This is a genomic window from Entomomonas sp. E2T0, from assembly GCF_025985425.1.
Lineage (GTDB): Bacteria > Pseudomonadota > Gammaproteobacteria > Pseudomonadales > Pseudomonadaceae > Entomomonas.
Genome location: NZ_CP094972.1, coordinates 1678875 through 1695258, shown reverse-complemented (window position 1 = coordinate 1695258; position 16384 = coordinate 1678875). Strand labels below are relative to the sequence as shown.

Sequence of the window (16384 nt, the reverse complement as noted above, 5' to 3'; positions counted from 1 at the left end):
ATGTTAATTACTCCTGTGCAACCTGCTGAATTCACAACTTTATTAGAAATATGGGAAGCATCTGTTCGTGCTACTCACAACTTTTTACCAGAACAGACAATACAAGCATTAAAACCACAGGTTTTAAATGATTACTTACCCATGGTCACATTATTTTGTAGCCGTACAGATGATCAAAAAATCACTGGTTTTGCTGGAGTACACGATAACAAACTAGAAATGCTATTTATTGATCCCTCCTATAGAGGACAGGGATTAGGTAAAGCACTATTAAAACATGCTATTGAGCATTTTCAAGTTAATGAACTTGATGTTAATGAGCAAAATCCACAAGCCTTAGGATTTTATCAACATCAAGGCTTTGAAATTATCAGTCGTTCCCCTTTAGATGGACAAGGAAATCCTTACCCTTTATTACATATGCGACTTATAACCCATTAATTTTATTAAAAAGTCAACTTATAACCTTAAGTATTTAATTATATTTATCCAGAATATTAACTGAATCTTAATTTATAGCTTTACTTACTTTACTTAATGTAATATCCAGATACAATTAGCAACACCAACTATTTGTATTCATTATCACGGAGCAACATCATGCAGGATCAAGGGCAAAATCCTTACCAACCACCTTCTACCAACAGCATCAATACTGAATCTGTTCAATTAGGAAAAAAACGCACTATTGAAGAAGCGATAGCTAATGGCTATGATTTTAGTATTAGTGATGTAATTTCTAAAGCGTGGGCACAAGTTAATGGCGTAAAACTAACTTTCTTTTTACCACTGTTAGCTATAGGTATTATCAGTTTTATTATTGGTTTAATTTTAGGCTTTTTACCTCCTAAAGTGATAGGACCAATAAATTTCTTTGTTAATATTGCTTTAAATGCTCTTGCTGCAGGGTTTATTGTTTTAGCACTAAAACGCCTAAGAGGACAGCAAATAAATCTTAAAGAAGACTTTTTATCTATTCTTCCTATCTTTAGTGTTATAATTCTTGCAACCTTATTGACTACCTTATTAACAGCAGTAGGTATGTTATTAATACTTATTCCTGGTATATATTTGGCTGTTGCATATTGCCTTACAAATTGGATCATTATTGATAATCCTGGCATTTCAGCTTGGCAAGCAATGGAAGCTTCTCGTAAAATTATTACCCAACGTTGGTTTAGCGTTTTTGGATTAATGATTGTTCTAGGCATTATCCTAATGATTTCAGCTATTCCTTTTGGCATTGGTTTAATTTGGACTTTCCCTTTATTTATGCTGTCAATAGGTACACTATACCAAATCATTTTTGAAGTTTAAGTAATAGCACATTACTTTCACCTCATAAAAAAAGCTCTTCTTTCGAAGAGCTTTTTATTTTAATCCCTATCAATAAACCTTGAACGAGGTGTTGCCATAGGGATAATATCACCATCCAATGGTAAAAACTCTCCTAAGCTATCATCAAAGGCTTTAATTTGACTGGTTTCAATATCATAAACCCAACCATGGATAAATAGGTTTCCGCCTGCCAAACGAGAAGCTACAGATGGATGAGTACGCAAATGCTCTAACTGTAAAACCACATTTTCTTCAGTTAGTACATCTAAGGTATCTTCACTTAAACAACCACAGTTTTCTTGGACGACGGTACGCGCTGTTTCTGCATAACGTAACCAAGCACGTACTGTTGGCATTGACTCTAATACTTGCTCATTAATAACTGCTCGCATTGCACCACAGTCAGAATGGCCACATATAATAATATGTTGCACATTTAAAGCCATTACTGCATATTCAATTGCCGTAGAAACACCACCATTAATCTGTCCATAAGGTGGAACTACGTTACCCACATTACGAGTAACAAATAAATCACCTGGCGAACTTTGAGTAATCAACTCAGGAACAACTCTAGAGTCTGCACAAGTAATAAACATTGCTCGTGGTGTTTGGGCACTAGCTAGTTTTTTAAATAAGTCTCGCTGCTCTGGAAACACTTCTTGTCTAAAACGTTTGAAACCTTCAACTATTTGGGTTAATGCTTCTGTTGCAGACTCTTTTGGAGGCAAAAGCCTTTTGGAATAACTTCTTTTACGCATAATTTTCTCTATTTACTCATCCGATACTAACCAAATTAATGAAGCCATTCGTCCTGTTATATTCTGGCGACGATAAGAATAAAATTGCTGATCACTTACCGTACAAAATCCACCACCAAAAATAGCAGTTACTCCCTTAGCCTCTAAACGAAAACGTGCTAGCTGATAGATATCAGCTAAATAACGATCCTGATTACCACTCGCTACAAAAGCCTGTTCAGCTAAACTACTGTGAGTTACAAAAGCCTCTCTAACTTCTGCGCCTACTTCAAAATTTTCAGGGCCAATAGCAGGGCCTAACCAAACTAATAATTGGTCAGCAGCAACAGGTAAAGATTCTATTGTTGCCTCCAATATACCGTTTAATAATCCTCGCCAACCCGCATGAGCAGCGGCTACATAATCCCCTTTTTTATCACAAAACAACACAGGTAAACAATCCGCAGTCATTACTACACTAGCCATACCTTTTTCATTAGTCCAACTAGCATCAGCTCTCAGGACTTTTGAAGAGTCAGCCTTAACGACTAAAGTACTATGTGTCTGCTCTAACCAAGCAGCCTTTTTATAACCTAGCGCTTGTTGTACCCTTCTTCTGTTCTCAACAACAGCTTCAGGGTTATCACCCACATGCAACCCTAAATTTAATGAACTATAATTACCTTCGCTCACTCCACCTACACGCGTTGTTACACAGCTTTTAACATGTGTAGGTAGCGGCCAATCAGGTTTAATCCATAATTCATCAATTGCTGGCATCACTTTTCCTCAAATGATTGGTTATCTTGCCGCAATAAACTTAACATCCATACTATATCCTCAGGTAACTCAGACTCCCAACGGATACGTTTACCTGTGGTAGGATGATCTAATTCTAAAAAACGGGCATGCAAAGCTTGTCGAGGAAACTCTTTTAAACTCTGTATTAATGTTGGATTAGAGGCAGGAGGAATACGAAAGCGCCCACCATAAACAGGATCACCTAACAAAGGGAAATTAATATGTGCCATATGTACTCTAATTTGATGAGTGCGACCCGTTTCTAACTGAACTCTAATATGAGTATAAGCCCTAAAACGCTCTAACACACGATAGTGAGTCACTGCTTTCTTACCATCAGCTACTACAGCCATTTTTTGACGTTGTACACCATGTCTATTAATCGGCGCATCCACTGTTCCACCAGAAGTCACTACACCAGCTACAATCGCCTCATAAATACGGCTAACACTACGTGCTTGTAACTGCTCTACTAACTTAGTCTGTGCCTCTAATGTTTTAGCAACAACCATTAAACCTGTCGTATCTTTATCTAATCGGTGAACAATACCTGCTCGAGGTACATTTTGTAATTCAGGCGCATGATAAAGTAATGCATTTAACAATGTACCTTCATAATGACCTGCTGCTGGATGAACAACTAAACCAGCGGGCTTATTTATAACTAATAATGCCTCATCTTCATATACGACATTTAGCTTAATATTTTGTGCTACCCAGTCCCCCTGAGCCTCTTGCTCAGCATTTAATGCTAAAAGAGCACCACTAAAAACTGTATCTTTTGGTTTCAATACTGCCCCATTTACTGTTAACTTACCCTCTTTAATCCAAGTAGATAATCGAGAACGCGAGTAATCACTAAACAATTGTGCGGCTATTTGATCAAGGCGTTGTCCGCCTAGCTCAGTAGGGACTTGTGCAGATAGTTCTATTTTAGTTGAATTCATAAAAAATTTAATTATAGTCTTTGGTTTAAGGCTCAGCTTATGGTTAAATAGGAAAAATTTATCCTAACCGTTATAATAGTCATCATAGCAAGACTATATTAATAGCAACAGTATTTTTAAGAGAACACTATCACCATGCGTGTGAAACATTTACTAGTTATTTCACTATTTATCCTAATAAGTGCTTGTTCAAGCTCTAACAAAGTAGATGAAAGTCTTACTGAGGTACAATTATACCAACAAGCTCAAAAAGATCTTAGTGATAAAAATTTTAGCGCTGCAATTGCTAAACTAAAAGCATTAGAATCTCGTTATCCGTTTGGTCGTTACGCAGAACAAGCTCAACTTGAGCTTATTTATGGCTATTATAGAATATCTGATGCAGAAGCGACACGCGACTCAGCTAATCGTTTTATTCGCTTGCACCCAGATCATCCTAATGTTGACTATGCTTATTATATGAAAGGGCTAGCTTCTTTTGAACAAGACCAAAGCTTTTTAGCACGTTTCTTACCATTAGATATGACAACCCGTGACCCTGGTGCAGCAAGAGATTCTTACAATGAATTTGCGCAACTTACCAGATACTTCCCTAATAGCCGTTATGCTCCTGATGCTAAAGCTAGAATGGTGTATTTACGCAACCTATTAGCGGCTTATGAAGTGCATGTAGGTTACTACTATTTAGATAGACAAGCCTATATTGGTGCGGCCAGACGTGGTGCTTATATTGTTGAAAACTTTAATGGCACACCATCAACAGGTGATGGCCTAGCTATTATGGTTGAGGCTTATCAAAGAATGGGCATGAATGATCTTGCTAATGCTAGTTTAGAAACATTGAAATTAAACTACCCAAAACACCCTACTATTGCTAGTGGCACCTTTAAACCTGTAGTAAAAGAACTACAAGACCGTGACTGGTTCACTCGCACAATGGCTCGTTGGGTAGGTAGTAATAATGATCCACTACCACCAGGCCAAACCCGTGCTAATGAAGACTTAGAAAAACGTTATAAAGATGCACTAGAAGAAATACCAAAAGAAATTAAAGAAAGTACCAACTAATCAAAAGGGCAGTTTAACTGCCCTTTATATTTTCTAATACTCTAACCAATCTATATCCAACCAATTATTATCCTAATTACAGTGTTCAGACTGTTGCTCAATTATTGACCAATCATTAACTAATTAGTCATTAACAAATCTACCATTAGCTAAATTTATAATTACCTTAATACACTAGGATTAGCTTATAATGATCCTCATTATTAAATAAATGGATAGTTTAAAATGTCTTATCAAGCTGTTCCTCTTAATAAAGCTTATCTACTGCTAAATCACGGCCCAACTGTAATGATTAGCTCCGCATTTGGTGATAAACGAAATATTATGAGTGCTGCTTGGTCTACCCCTTTAGACTTCGACCCTGCCAGAGTAGTGGTAATAATTGATAAACAGACCTACTCCAAAGAACTTATTGAAGCTTCTGGAGAATTTACTGTATTAATTCCCAGTAAAAAAATAGCTAAACAAGTATTACAAGTAGGTACAACCTCTGGTAGAGATATAGATAAATTTACTGAATTTAATCTAACAACCGTTGCAGCTAAAACCATACAAGCGCCACTCATCACAGATTGCTTAGCCTGTTTAGAATGTAAACTTATTCCAGAACCACACAATCAAAACACATATGACCTCTATATTGGTGAAGTCACGGCGGCATGGGCTGACCCTGAAGTATTTAGTGAAGGTAGATGGCATATTAAATCTGATCAAAAGCGCTCTATTCACTACCAAGCTGGTGGTGAATTTTTTGCAATTGGTGACTCATTTCATATTGATTAAGTGTTAAAGGAAGCACTTATTTGTATATACCATATTTATCTTAAAATTTAAAAACACAAGGAGTAGTGATCTAATATGACTATATATAATATATCCGTAGCAATAAAAACTAATACAGCCCCAGAAAATCTTTACTATGATATGGAGCTTTATAAAACAGATTGGTCAGGAAATGAAACGTTTGCCTTAAGACCTACAGGTAAACATCCACTACAAGCAGATTATAAAACTCAAGTACATCCCTCACTAGATATTAGTGATCCCCCAGAAACTTGTTATATTCTTTCGATAGATATTTATCGCAAAGTGGGTGTTGACTATATCAAAATGAACCAAGACCCAATAACCGCAATAATGCCTTTAAAAGGTTTTCAAACAACCGACAAAGACTGGGGTGCATCAAGAGAGTTTGAATATTTTGAAACAGCCCAAGACACTAAAAAAGCTGAAGATGGTCAAGTAAATACTTATAAATTAAATATATCCTCAAAACCCAGAATATTTGAAGCCAAAGAACATCCTATAGGCGATCCACTTGATCCTTTTACTAAACAAAAGGTTGAAGAAGAATTAAAAATTAGAATGACTAGGCCTTTTAAATCTTATATATATGATCTTACTAAATCTCCTCAAGAAAATGGAAAAATAAAAGATTATTATGATTTAGTAGGCATTTATCCTAATCAAGCAGCATCAATGTTCTGTGGACCAGCAGCTTTTTTTTATTGTGTCCAAAAAGATAGACCTGATATTTATCAACAAGTTATTAAAGAGCTTTGGCAGTCTGGTAAGACTAAAATAGGTTCTTTAAAATTAGAGGCAGATAAAAGTGTAAGGCATCCAAAAGGTTTTTTTACAGATAATGGTACTGTTAAAATTCCTGCTATAGATTGGATTGTGATGGCAAGTCTAAGAGATACTGAAAATACAGGGCTTTTTTCTATTAATTCACCTAGTGCAGGTTTTCTTTGGTGGAACTGGGCAGGAGCAGTAACTATGTGGGGAGTATTGGAGAAATGGTTTAAAAGAGCAGGTGCTACTAAAAAATACGATAACATCAGTATTGCTCATAGTAATTTACAAGATGTTTGTAATTTAAATAAATATATTGGTAAGGATACCCATGTAGTTACACTAATTGGTAGTGGTATGTTGGCAGAGGATAACCCACAATTGAAAAATCATTGGATAGTTTTGGAGGGTAAATTAAAAATAAAAGATTCGGAAGAAGAAGTTACTATTTCAACTCCTTTATCCTCGTTAGTAGAACTAGAAGTATTTTCATGGGGAAAAGTAAAAAATAGAATTAGAAATGGACTAACATTAGGCGAGTTTTTAAAATATATTTATGGAGGAATGGTATTTACTAAAATACCTTAAAGAATTATGGCAAAATTCGTTAATAGAGCAAGCTATATAATAATTTTATTATGTTTGAACTATATTATAGGTTGTTCCTCTTCAATTACTTTTTTACCAGATGATTTACCTACTGCTACAGTGGGTAAACCTTATTATATTGAAGTACAAATAAAAGGGGGAGCCCCAGTAGCTTCACTTACTTGGGAAGCTTTACCAGTTAATAATGGATTCTTTGTTGAAACTATTGAAAAAGAAGGTTTTGGAGAGAAAAACTTTTTAAAAGTATATGGAACACCAATTGAACCAGTAAATACAAAAATTACATTGTATGGTTTTACTTATGGAACTTCATCTTCAGGTGAAGAATTTAAGAAAACCTATTTAATTAAAGTAAAAAAAGCAAATTAAATGAAAAATTTGAGCATTATATTTGCTGTATGTTTTTTACTAATAGGTTGTACTTCATCCAAAGTAGTTATTACACCTGATGAGTTACCAGAAGCTAATTTTAAACAACCTTATTATGCAAAATTTGAAATTAAAGGTGGTTCGGGGCCTGTATCAGCAGGGGGATTGAGCTACTCAATGACTCCCGTTAACTCAGGAATAGAATTGGATATATGTGATCCTGATGATAAAACCTTTTTTACATACAATTGTTTTATTGTTAAAGGAATTCCCAAAATATCACAAAATATAACTCTCAAAATCAAAGGTGATATGGTGGGTACCATGTATATGGGTAGTAGTGAATTTAATAAAACCTATATTATTAAAGTAAAAGAATCAGAATAAATAAAATAAAAAATTTAATCTTTTAGATACCTTCTATTCTTAACCAATTTATTTTAAAGACTGTTTAGTATAAATATCATAACGGCTACTTTTACCCTCTAAGCTATAATTAGGCTTAACTCCCTCTATAATAGGGGCTTTACGAGGGCGTTTAACGACTACTCGATGACTAGCCAATGATAATGCAGCCTCTAATAATTGTGTTGCATCTAAATCATCCCCCACCAGTGGGCGAAATAATCTCATCTCTTTTTTAACCAATGCTGATTTATCACGATGAGGAAACATAGGATCAACATACACCACTTGTGGAATAGCATTTTGCCAATTTTTCATTACATCAATAGCATTACCTTTTATTAGTGTCATTCTCTGCACAATAGAGAAAACTTCACTGTCTTGCAAAGCTCGTTGTAAACCATCTTCTAACAAAGCAGCAATAATAGGTTGACGTTCAATTAAGGTCATTTGACAACCTAAAGTAGCCAGCACAAAAGAATCCTTTCCTAAACCTGCTGTGGCATCCAATACACTGGGAATAATATTACCCTGTATACCAACTGCTTTAGCTATCATTTGTCCTTTACCACCGCCAAATTTACGACGATGTGCCACAGCGCCCTCTACAAAATCCACCTTTAAAGCACCTATATTTTTTTCGGTTAAACACTGCAACTGCAATCCCTGCTCACCTATTTGCAGTACAAAGTCTGCCTCCCCTGCCATTGGTAAAGCAAACTCTGTCGCTAATGCTATTGCCTGCTGTTGCCAATTAGCACTCATGGCCTCAACACGAATAACGGCTTGTTTTAAATCAGTTACCATTAAAAAATATTTGCCTTATTGATAAAAAGTAATTTATATACACAGTATCTATCATAGAGGAAGCAAGTTTATCATGACCATTCAAGACTTTCAGAGTTTAGCTAACGAAAAAGACTATTATTTTTAGGTACTGCAAGAGAAATTGAAAATGTCTGAAACTACCAATACATTAGTATTTGATGAATATTTACTTGATTCACCTATTGGTAAACTTATTATCTGGTTGGATAAGCAAAATATCCTGCAATTTATTGGTTGGGATGAGTTTAAAGAAGAGACATTGCAACAACTAGCTCGCTATTACCAAGTTAAAGAAATTGTTTTACAACCCTCTTCTCAATCCAATACGGTTATTCAAACCATTGAAAACTATTTTAAGGGTGATATTAAAGGTATTGATTCATTAGCTGTGGCTAACTTTGGTACAGATTTTCAGAAACAAGTATGGCAAGCATTACGCACCATTCCTGCGGGAGGTACTATTAGCTATGGTGAGCTGGCTGAACAAATTGGTAAGCCGTTGGCTAGTCGTGCAGTAGGAATGGCCAACCACTGCAATCCCATTGCTATTGTAGTACCTTGCCACCGTGTTATTGGTAAAAACAATAAACTAACAGGTTATGCAGGAGGCGTAGAACGTAAACAATGGTTACTAGACCACGAATGCTATCATATAACGCTAGCTTAATTTATTTAAGGGTATTCTTTTGGCAATACGCTTTAGCAAATTGAATAGCATTGTTAATAGCTGCTTTAGCTTGAGGGCTATTTTTCCAACAAGTTGCATTTAACATGGTGGCCGCTTGGCTAGTAATATCTTCTGTATTGGCAGTAGCTAAGATGGATAATGAATCTATCCCCATTTGCTCTAACCTTTGTATAACTGTATTACCTACTCCTTTAACTGTTAATAATGCAGATCTTTCAGTAGCTGAAAAAGCCATGTTGCTCTCCTTAAGCTGTATCAACGTTCTATACTAGTATAGCTATAATAAATCTATAGCAAAAAGTCAGATTATGCTATGATTTACCCTTTAATTCGTCCTTATAGTGCTTAGTCACAAGATTTTATAATTCAGGATCCAATCATGTCTGAAGAACAACAAACACAAATTTCCGCTAACGATGAAAAAAGTTGGAAGTTATTGGAAAAAACCTTACAAGCTAGCCTTATTGAACAACGTCGTTCAAGACGTTGGGGCATATTTTTTAAATTATTAACGTTCTTTTACCTATTTATATTAATAGCTATTGCAATGGGTGGTTTTAAAGGTGACATCAGTACCTCAACATCACACACTGCTGTTATTGATTTACGTGGCATGATTGCCGATCAAACAGATGCCAGTGCAGATAACCTTGTAACAGGATTAAGAGCTGCTTTTAAAGATTCTAATACTAAAGCGGTGATTATACGTATTAATAGCCCTGGTGGCACACCTGTTCAAGCAGGTTACGTATATGATGAAATCAAACGCTTACGTGCACTATATCCGCAAATTAAAGTTTATGCGGTGATTACTGATTTAGGTGCATCAGGTGCATACTATATTGCTAGTGCCGCAGATGAAATTTATGCAGATAAAGCTAGCTTAGTTGGCTCCATCGGTGTGACTGCTGCTGGCTTTGGTTTTGTTGATGCCATGAACAAATTAGGTATTGAGCGTCGTGCTTATACATCTGGTGAACATAAAGCGTTCTTAGATCCATTCCAACCTATGAATAAAGAAGAAACAGAGTTTTGGAAGAATACGCTAAACACAGTACACCAACAATTTATCAACCAAGTAAAAGCAGGTCGTGGTGATCGCTTAAAAGATAAAGAACATCCTGAGTTATTCTCTGGCCTTATCTGGTCTGGCGAACAAGCGAAAGAGCTTGGCTTAATCGATGGTTTTGGCAGCACCAGTTATGTAGCTCGTGAGATTGTTGGTGAAGAAAACCTAAAAAACTTTACTGTGCAAGATAGCCCATTTGATCGCTTTGCTAAAAAGCTTGGTGCTAGTGCTGCTAAAGAAATAGGCACCTCTGTTGGTTTACAGGGTGTTAACTTACAATAATATGACAGAGGTAATGTTGCCATTACCTCTTACTTTTTTTACGTGTTAAAAACGGGAGTAAGCCATTATGTCTGGCAATACCATTGGCAAATTATTTACAGTCACTACCGCAGGTGAGAGTCATGGCCCTGCATTAATGGCTATTGTTGATGGTTGCCCTCCTGGACTCCCTCTCTCAGAAGCAGATTTACAAACAGATTTAGACCGTCGTCGTCCTGGCAGTAGCAAATTTACTACCCAACGCCAAGAAGCTGACCAAGTAGAAATTTTATCAGGTGTTTTTGAAGGGATTACCACAGGTTGCCCTATTGGCTTATTGATTCGTAATACCGATCAAAAATCAAAAGACTATACTGCCATTAAAGATATCTTCCGCCCTGCTCATGCTGATTATACTTACTACCATAAATATGGTATTCGTGATTATCGTGGTGGTGGTCGCTCCTCTGCTCGTGAAACAGCAATGCGTGTTGCAGCAGGTGCTATTGCAAAAAAATACCTAGCCACTAAAGGTATTATCATTCGTGGTTATATGAGTCAACTAGGCCCTATTGAAATACCTTTCAAAAGCTGGGATGCAGTCAATGCTGATGGCAATCATTTTTTTGCAGCTGATCTTGATAAGTTACCTGAGTTAGAAACTTATATGGAACAACTACGCCGTGATCAAGACTCTGTAGGTGCCAAAATCACTGTAGTTGCAGAAGGTGTTCCTGTCGGATTAGGTGAACCTATTTTTGATCGATTAGATGCCGAACTTGCTTATGCATTGATGGGTATTAATGCAGTCAAAGGTGTAGAGATAGGTGCAGGTTTTAAAAGTGTTACACAGCGTGGTACTGAACATAGAGATGAATTAACCAAAGCAGGTTTTTTATCTAATAATGCTGGCGGTATTCTTGGTGGTATTTCTTCAGGCCAATCAATTGTTGCCAATCTAGCGTTAAAACCTACCCCAAGTATCACCACTCCTGGTCATTCTATAGATACTCATGGTAATGAAATTGAGGTTATCACTAAAGGTCGTCACGATCCTTGTGTCGGTATTCGTGCCACTCCAATTGCTGAAGCAATGATGGCTATTGTATTAATGGATCACTTCCTTAGAAATCGTGGTCAAAATTCAGATGTAAAACTTGCTTAACTTTGTTATCCATAAGTAATAAATGCTTATGGATAATACTATTTCATTCATAATGAATCCAACCCTTGGTAGTACCAGAGCCTTTAATTTTCACTGCATTTGGTGGTTCTTTAAATATATAATCAGTCCCTTTGTTTACATAAGTTACTGCTTGTGCTGGTAATTTTATATCTGGTCTACCAGAACTGTCGCCATAAATCACCGTTTCAAATACAGCATTCCTTTGGCTATTGTTTATAATGATAGAGTAAATACCAAATTTGGGTGTAACACTTACCTGTTGCTTATTTGCCAAGGTAAATTTAGCAGGTAAGAATAGTATTTTTTCTTCATAAGTATTTCGTTCTTCGTTCAAAATATAAACGTGATTTACAAAAGAAAAATATAGTCCCCCAAATACAACAGCCACTAAAATAAAGACACTTTTTCTATAACCTTTTAATTTTTCTGACTTCCTAGAAAAAATAATATAACTGCCACAAATGATTAATACAGCTACAACAAAAATTGCTATTGCAATTTCTTGACTAAACATACTCATCTCCATAAAAATTAAATTGGCTTAATGAATGTACTAAATCAAGCTTATTTATATCTTAAGATCTCCTTTTCCATTAATTAAATTTAACTATTTATTTGATAATTGCTTGCGATATAACCAAGGAGGAGTAGGATTTGATTGAGACCATAAACCAGCTTTATTTGCCCGAGCCTTAGTCTCTAATAAGGGTAGACTATCATCTTGATTATAGTTGGTATATACCCATGCCATCCCTAGCCTAACCATTTCTTGATTAATATTTAGATCGTCTAGTTTAATAATAGCTACCATACGCTGATACTGATCTTTATCCACTTCAATAACAGTAACCACCTTATTTTTAACCCTATCTGCTAATGCTTTCTTAGCTTTTGAGCCAAAAGCTTGGCCTTTTTCTGGTGCATCAATTCCTGCTAAACGAATACGAATGGGCTGATTTACTACCAATACATCTAGGGTATCACCATCAATCACATGAATAACTTCTGCTGTAAAACTATTCTCAGAAATCTGGTAATAATAAAAACCTACAGCTATTAATAAAATAACTATGCAAATAATTGGATTATGTTGTAGTCGTTTAAATAATGGTATTTTTCTTTTCACAGAACTGAACAAATGATGAAGTAACAAACAAAATAATTGAACTATCAGACTTTATATAGGGTCAATCATTGTACAATGATTATGTTAGTTTTTATTAGCAATATTTATATAAAAACACTTCGATGTAATAACTAAAAATGGTAATGATCTATGAAGTACTTACTAATATTAATCACCACTTGTTTGTTCTCAAGTATGGCACTGGCTGATAGTAACGCTGTAAAGTTGTGTGTAGATATGTTAAAACAGCGACAAGAACAAGCAGGTACCCCTAATAAAATCACTGATAAACAGGCAAATACCTATTGCCAATGCATTGTTCCAAAGTTAGAAAAACTAAAAACAGGTACCATGCCTTCTCAGCAAGAACTAAATAATCTTTATAACCAATGTATGACTAAAGCTGGTATTAAACCCGCTAAATAACAGGGTTTAAAACTTACCTTTAACAAATTTAATAATGCACACTGAAGCCTTTGACTCTATTTTATCAAAGGCTTCAATCATTAACGCTAAAGCACCTTGTTCGCCAAAGCCTCCTGAACCTGCACCAATAATTGGAAATGCTACTGAATTAATTTGCTGATCGTTGATTATTTGCATCGCAGAAAAAACTGATTGCTGAATTGAATAACGAGTGGCTCGCCAAAACATATTAATACCTGCCACATGAATAATTGCTTTATAAGGCAATTTTCCTGATCCAGTAATCACCGCTTGTCCTAATTTTATTGAACCCATCTTTCCCAATTCGAAAAAAGGTGCATAACCTGCCTGTTTCTTAATAGCCCCAGATACACCTTGCGGTAATAAAAGCCACCAAGGGATAATATTTCTATTCCATGCATTAACAATCACCTCAACAGGCTGCTGTAATAAATCTCCTTCAATAATACTGACCTGCATTAATAATTTTCCTTCGCTTTATAGCTATCATGTTCGCTTTAGATTAACGCAATTAAAGAATATTAATAAGCTTTTAACAAATAAATAGCTAATAATTAAATTTAATGTTTTTGTAAAAAATATTAAAAAAACTTTTGTTAATGATAATTATCTGAGATAATGAGAATAATTCTTATTATTCTTTTCTAAATTAAATTGGATGAATATGTTAAACGTATCTAGTCGTCGCTCTTCACTTGTTAAACAATTGATTCTAATTACCACACTGTGTTTTACTTCTTTAAGTTTTGCGCAACAAGTATCCCCAACAACACAGCATGAGCACCCACAAGTAGAACAAAACACTACTGCTACACCAGCAGAACAACCGACCACTAGTACTACTAACAATGAAGCATCTCAACCAACACTAGATCCAGCAGTTACTGCTGCAAATATCCAACAAGCAGAACAATCTTTAGATCATGACCTTTCTCCTTGGGGCATGTATCAAAATGCAGATATTGTCGTTAAAACAGTAATGGTAGGCCTATTGTTAGCCTCACTTGCTACATGGACAATCTTTATTGCTAAACTTACTGAATTACTTAGTGCTAAAAGATGTTTACGTCAAGAAATGGCTGCTTTAAGAAATACCAAGAACTTAAAACAAGCCAACGAAGTGGCCAATACATTTTCTAAAAATAGCCTTGCTACTTTATTGATTGAAGACCTGCAAGAAGAACTCGAACTATCCGCTGAATCTACCAGCCATGAAGGGATTAAAGAGCGTGCCGCTTTTCGTCAAGATCGCTTAGTAGCTGCCAGTGGTCGCAAAATGAATGCAGGTACCAGTATCCTTGCTACTATTGGTGCAGTATCCCCCTTTATCGGTTTATTTGGTACGGTATGGGGAATCATGAATAGCTTTATTGGTATCGCTAAATCGCAAACCACCAATCTTGCTGTAGTTGCTCCTGGTATTGCAGAAGCCTTATTAGCAACAGCTATGGGGTTGGTGGCAGCTATTCCTGCGGTAATTATTTATAACGTATTTACACGCTCTATTAGCCATTACAAAGTGATGGTAAGTGATATTTCAGCCCATGCTTTATTACTATTAAGTCGTGACTTAGACCGTAAAAGCTATACAGCTTCTACCACTACCACGCGCTCAAATGTAACAAAAATAGGCTAATTAACATGGCAATCAATTTAAAAGAAGGTAGCGACGAAAATACCGAAATGAGTGAAATCAATGTCACTCCTTTCATTGATGTGATGTTAGTACTGTTAATTATCTTTATGGTAGCCGCGCCACTGGCTACTGTGGATATTAAAGTAGACTTACCTGCCTCAACAGCTACTCCACAACCTAGGCCAGAACAACCTATTGTATTGACCTTAAAAGCAGATCAACAACTGTATTTAGGCAATGAATTAATTGCTAATCCTGATCAATTAGCCATTGAACTTGAGAAGCAAACCAAAGGTAATAAAGAAACTACCATCTTCTTCCAAGCTGATAAAACAGTTAACTATGAAGATCTTATTAATGTGATGAATGACCTTAGAAAAACAGGTTATCTAAAAATTGGATTAGTAGGTTTAGAGGCTATGGGGAATAATGAGTAATAACTCTATAGCAAATAGTTCACGTTGGTTAATTGCTTTTATTATCGTTGTAGCACTGCATATTGGTCTTGCTACTGCCTTAATATTAGGCTGGAACCCATTGCCACCAGTACAGCCACCTATACCAGCGGCTGTTATGTTAGAGCTTGCTCCATTACCTGAGGCACCTAACAATACACCTCAGGAAAACCCAGCACCCGTTGAACAAGTGGCTTCTGATCCAACACCTGTTGAGCCCGAGCCCATCCAAGAGCCTGACCCAATACCTGTGCCAGAACCTGTAGAAGCGCCTAAACCAAAAGTAGTTATTCAGAAGAAACCAGAGCCAAAACCTATTAAAAAGCCGGTTGAAAAACCAGTCGAAAAACCTATTGAAAAACCAAAAGAGATTACAGAAGATACAAAACCTAAAGCTGAAGTAACTACTAACTCCTCAGCAGTAAGTGATCGCGTATCTGACCGAGTAGCAGCTCCTGTTACTACTAGCTCTACCCGTCCATCAAAGGCACAAATTACATGGCAATCACAATTATTTAGCCGTATCGCCCGTTACAAACGCTATCCTCGTGAGGCTAGAAGTAAACATCAAGAAGGTACTGTATCTGTCAACTTTACGATTGATGCACAAGGCCAAGTATTGGCGAAACATATCGTCAAAAGCTCTGGCTATCCATCATTGGATCAAGAGGTATTAGACCTATTAGACCGAGCCCAACCATTACCCAAACCACCTACCGAAGTATTAAATGGTAACAGCTCCCGTGCTATTACTATCCCTATTAACTTTAATTTAAGAAGAGATAGATAATTAGCCTCTATAAGTACCTAATAAACAACTAAATACTCTAGCTTGT

22 protein-coding genes are annotated in these 16384 nt (G+C 36.1%); 14 read left to right on the top strand and 8 right to left on the bottom strand.

The window, feature by feature from the left end; all coding sequences use genetic code 11:
- Positions 1 to 441, top strand: a complete 441-nt coding sequence (locus tag MTZ49_RS08115) for an acetyltransferase (protein WP_264745054.1) — start codon at positions 1 to 3, stop codon at positions 439 to 441.
- Between the two features lie 159 nt (positions 442 to 600).
- A complete protein-coding gene (locus MTZ49_RS08110) occupies positions 601 to 1317 on the top strand; it encodes a DUF975 family protein (RefSeq protein ID WP_264745053.1) in 717 nt (238 codons plus the stop codon).
- A 59-nt stretch (positions 1318 to 1376) separates the two neighbouring features.
- On the opposite strand, the gene MTZ49_RS08105 is transcribed toward MTZ49_RS08110, so the two are convergent.
- Genes MTZ49_RS08105 through rluD form a run of 3 tightly spaced genes read right to left on the bottom strand, consistent with a single transcriptional unit; the run spans position 1377 to position 3826 of the window.
- Entirely contained in the window at positions 1377 to 2099 is a 723-nt protein-coding gene (locus MTZ49_RS08105; protein WP_264745052.1) for a carbonic anhydrase, read from the bottom strand.
- Positions 2100 to 2111: 12 nt separating this feature from the next.
- The gene (gene pgeF, locus MTZ49_RS08100) at positions 2112 to 2858 is read right to left on the bottom strand and encodes a peptidoglycan editing factor PgeF (protein WP_264745051.1); all 747 of its coding nucleotides are present in this window, start codon (positions 2856 to 2858) and stop codon (positions 2112 to 2114) included.
- A complete protein-coding gene (rluD, locus tag MTZ49_RS08095; RefSeq protein WP_264745050.1) occupies positions 2858 to 3826 on the bottom strand; it encodes a 23S rRNA pseudouridine(1911/1915/1917) synthase RluD in 969 nt (322 codons plus the stop codon). The genes pgeF and rluD overlap by 1 nt, the downstream gene beginning before the upstream one ends.
- Positions 3827 to 3961: 135 nt before the next feature.
- On the opposite strand from rluD, the gene MTZ49_RS08090 reads away from it, so the two are divergent.
- The 5 genes from MTZ49_RS08090 (at position 3962) to MTZ49_RS08070 (ending at position 7834) form a co-directional block, all read left to right on the top strand.
- Positions 3962 to 4894 carry an outer membrane protein assembly factor BamD gene (locus MTZ49_RS08090; RefSeq protein ID WP_264745049.1) on the top strand — a complete coding sequence of 311 codons (933 nt, stop codon included), beginning with the start codon at positions 3962 to 3964 and terminating at the stop codon, positions 4892 to 4894.
- 225 nt (positions 4895 to 5119) lie between these two features.
- On the top strand, positions 5120 to 5677 hold the full coding sequence (locus tag MTZ49_RS08085) for a flavin reductase family protein (protein ID WP_264745048.1): 558 nt from the start codon (positions 5120 to 5122) through the stop codon (positions 5675 to 5677).
- A gap of 75 nt (positions 5678 to 5752) precedes the next feature.
- Positions 5753 to 7057, top strand: a complete 1305-nt coding sequence (locus MTZ49_RS08080; protein WP_264745047.1) for a hypothetical protein — start codon at positions 5753 to 5755, stop codon at positions 7055 to 7057.
- A gap of 6 nt (positions 7058 to 7063) precedes the next feature.
- Positions 7064 to 7447, top strand: coding sequence for a hypothetical protein (locus MTZ49_RS08075; RefSeq protein ID WP_264745046.1), 384 nt, complete (start codon positions 7064 to 7066; stop codon positions 7445 to 7447).
- Positions 7448 to 7834, top strand: a complete 387-nt coding sequence (locus tag MTZ49_RS08070; RefSeq protein WP_264745045.1) for a hypothetical protein — start codon at positions 7448 to 7450, stop codon at positions 7832 to 7834. It abuts the gene before it with no gap.
- Positions 7835 to 7882: 48 nt separating this feature from the next.
- Here the strand turns inward: MTZ49_RS08070 and MTZ49_RS08065 are convergent, their stop codons facing one another.
- Positions 7883 to 8659 (bottom strand): class I SAM-dependent methyltransferase, encoded by a 777-nt coding sequence (locus MTZ49_RS08065; RefSeq protein ID WP_264745044.1) that lies wholly within the window; start codon positions 8657 to 8659, stop codon positions 7883 to 7885.
- 148 nt (positions 8660 to 8807) lie between these two features.
- Here MTZ49_RS08065 and MTZ49_RS15760 point away from each other — a divergent pair, with 148 nt between their 5' ends.
- Positions 8808 to 9347: a methylated-DNA--[protein]-cysteine S-methyltransferase gene (locus tag MTZ49_RS15760; RefSeq protein WP_319804725.1), complete on the top strand. Its 540-nt coding sequence runs from the start codon at positions 8808 to 8810 to the stop codon at positions 9345 to 9347.
- A gap of 1 nt (position 9348) precedes the next feature.
- On the opposite strand, the gene MTZ49_RS08055 is transcribed toward MTZ49_RS15760, so the two are convergent.
- Entirely contained in the window at positions 9349 to 9603 is a 255-nt protein-coding gene (locus tag MTZ49_RS08055; protein WP_264745043.1) for a helix-hairpin-helix domain-containing protein, read from the bottom strand.
- 144 nt (positions 9604 to 9747) lie between these two features.
- Here MTZ49_RS08055 and sppA point away from each other — a divergent pair, with 144 nt between their 5' ends.
- Positions 9748 to 10719: a signal peptide peptidase SppA gene (gene sppA, locus MTZ49_RS08050; RefSeq protein WP_264745042.1), complete on the top strand. Its 972-nt coding sequence runs from the start codon at positions 9748 to 9750 to the stop codon at positions 10717 to 10719.
- 67 nt (positions 10720 to 10786) lie between these two features.
- Entirely contained in the window at positions 10787 to 11863 is a 1077-nt protein-coding gene (gene aroC / locus MTZ49_RS08045) for a chorismate synthase (protein WP_264745041.1), read from the top strand.
- Between the two features lie 43 nt (positions 11864 to 11906).
- On the opposite strand, the gene MTZ49_RS08040 is transcribed toward aroC, so the two are convergent.
- Positions 11907 to 12398, bottom strand: coding sequence for a hypothetical protein (locus MTZ49_RS08040; RefSeq protein ID WP_264745040.1), 492 nt, complete (start codon positions 12396 to 12398; stop codon positions 11907 to 11909).
- Positions 12399 to 12491: 93 nt separating this feature from the next.
- Entirely contained in the window at positions 12492 to 13010 is a 519-nt protein-coding gene (locus tag MTZ49_RS08035; RefSeq protein WP_264745039.1) for a thermonuclease family protein, read from the bottom strand.
- 150 nt (positions 13011 to 13160) lie between these two features.
- Between MTZ49_RS08035 and MTZ49_RS08030 the strand changes: the two genes are divergently transcribed.
- Complete coding sequence (locus MTZ49_RS08030) at positions 13161 to 13436, top strand: hypothetical protein (protein WP_264745038.1); 276 nt, start codon at positions 13161 to 13163, stop codon at positions 13434 to 13436.
- A gap of 6 nt (positions 13437 to 13442) precedes the next feature.
- Here the strand turns inward: MTZ49_RS08030 and MTZ49_RS08025 are convergent, their stop codons facing one another.
- Positions 13443 to 13916 carry a macro domain-containing protein gene (locus MTZ49_RS08025; protein ID WP_264745037.1) on the bottom strand — a complete coding sequence of 158 codons (474 nt, stop codon included), beginning with the start codon at positions 13914 to 13916 and terminating at the stop codon, positions 13443 to 13445.
- Between the two features lie 205 nt (positions 13917 to 14121).
- On the opposite strand from MTZ49_RS08025, the gene exbB reads away from it, so the two are divergent.
- The 3 genes from exbB to MTZ49_RS08010 are packed head-to-tail and all read left to right on the top strand — an operon-like array spanning position 14122 to position 16338.
- Complete coding sequence (exbB, locus tag MTZ49_RS08020) at positions 14122 to 15093, top strand: tonB-system energizer ExbB (protein WP_264745036.1); 972 nt, start codon at positions 14122 to 14124, stop codon at positions 15091 to 15093.
- 5 nt (positions 15094 to 15098) lie between these two features.
- On the top strand, positions 15099 to 15530 hold the full coding sequence (gene exbD, locus MTZ49_RS08015; protein ID WP_264745035.1) for a TonB system transport protein ExbD: 432 nt from the start codon (positions 15099 to 15101) through the stop codon (positions 15528 to 15530).
- Complete coding sequence (locus MTZ49_RS08010; protein ID WP_264745034.1) at positions 15523 to 16338, top strand: energy transducer TonB; 816 nt, start codon at positions 15523 to 15525, stop codon at positions 16336 to 16338. Before exbD ends, MTZ49_RS08010 begins: the two co-directional genes overlap by 8 nt.
- The last annotated feature ends 46 nt before the right edge of the window (positions 16339 to 16384 follow it).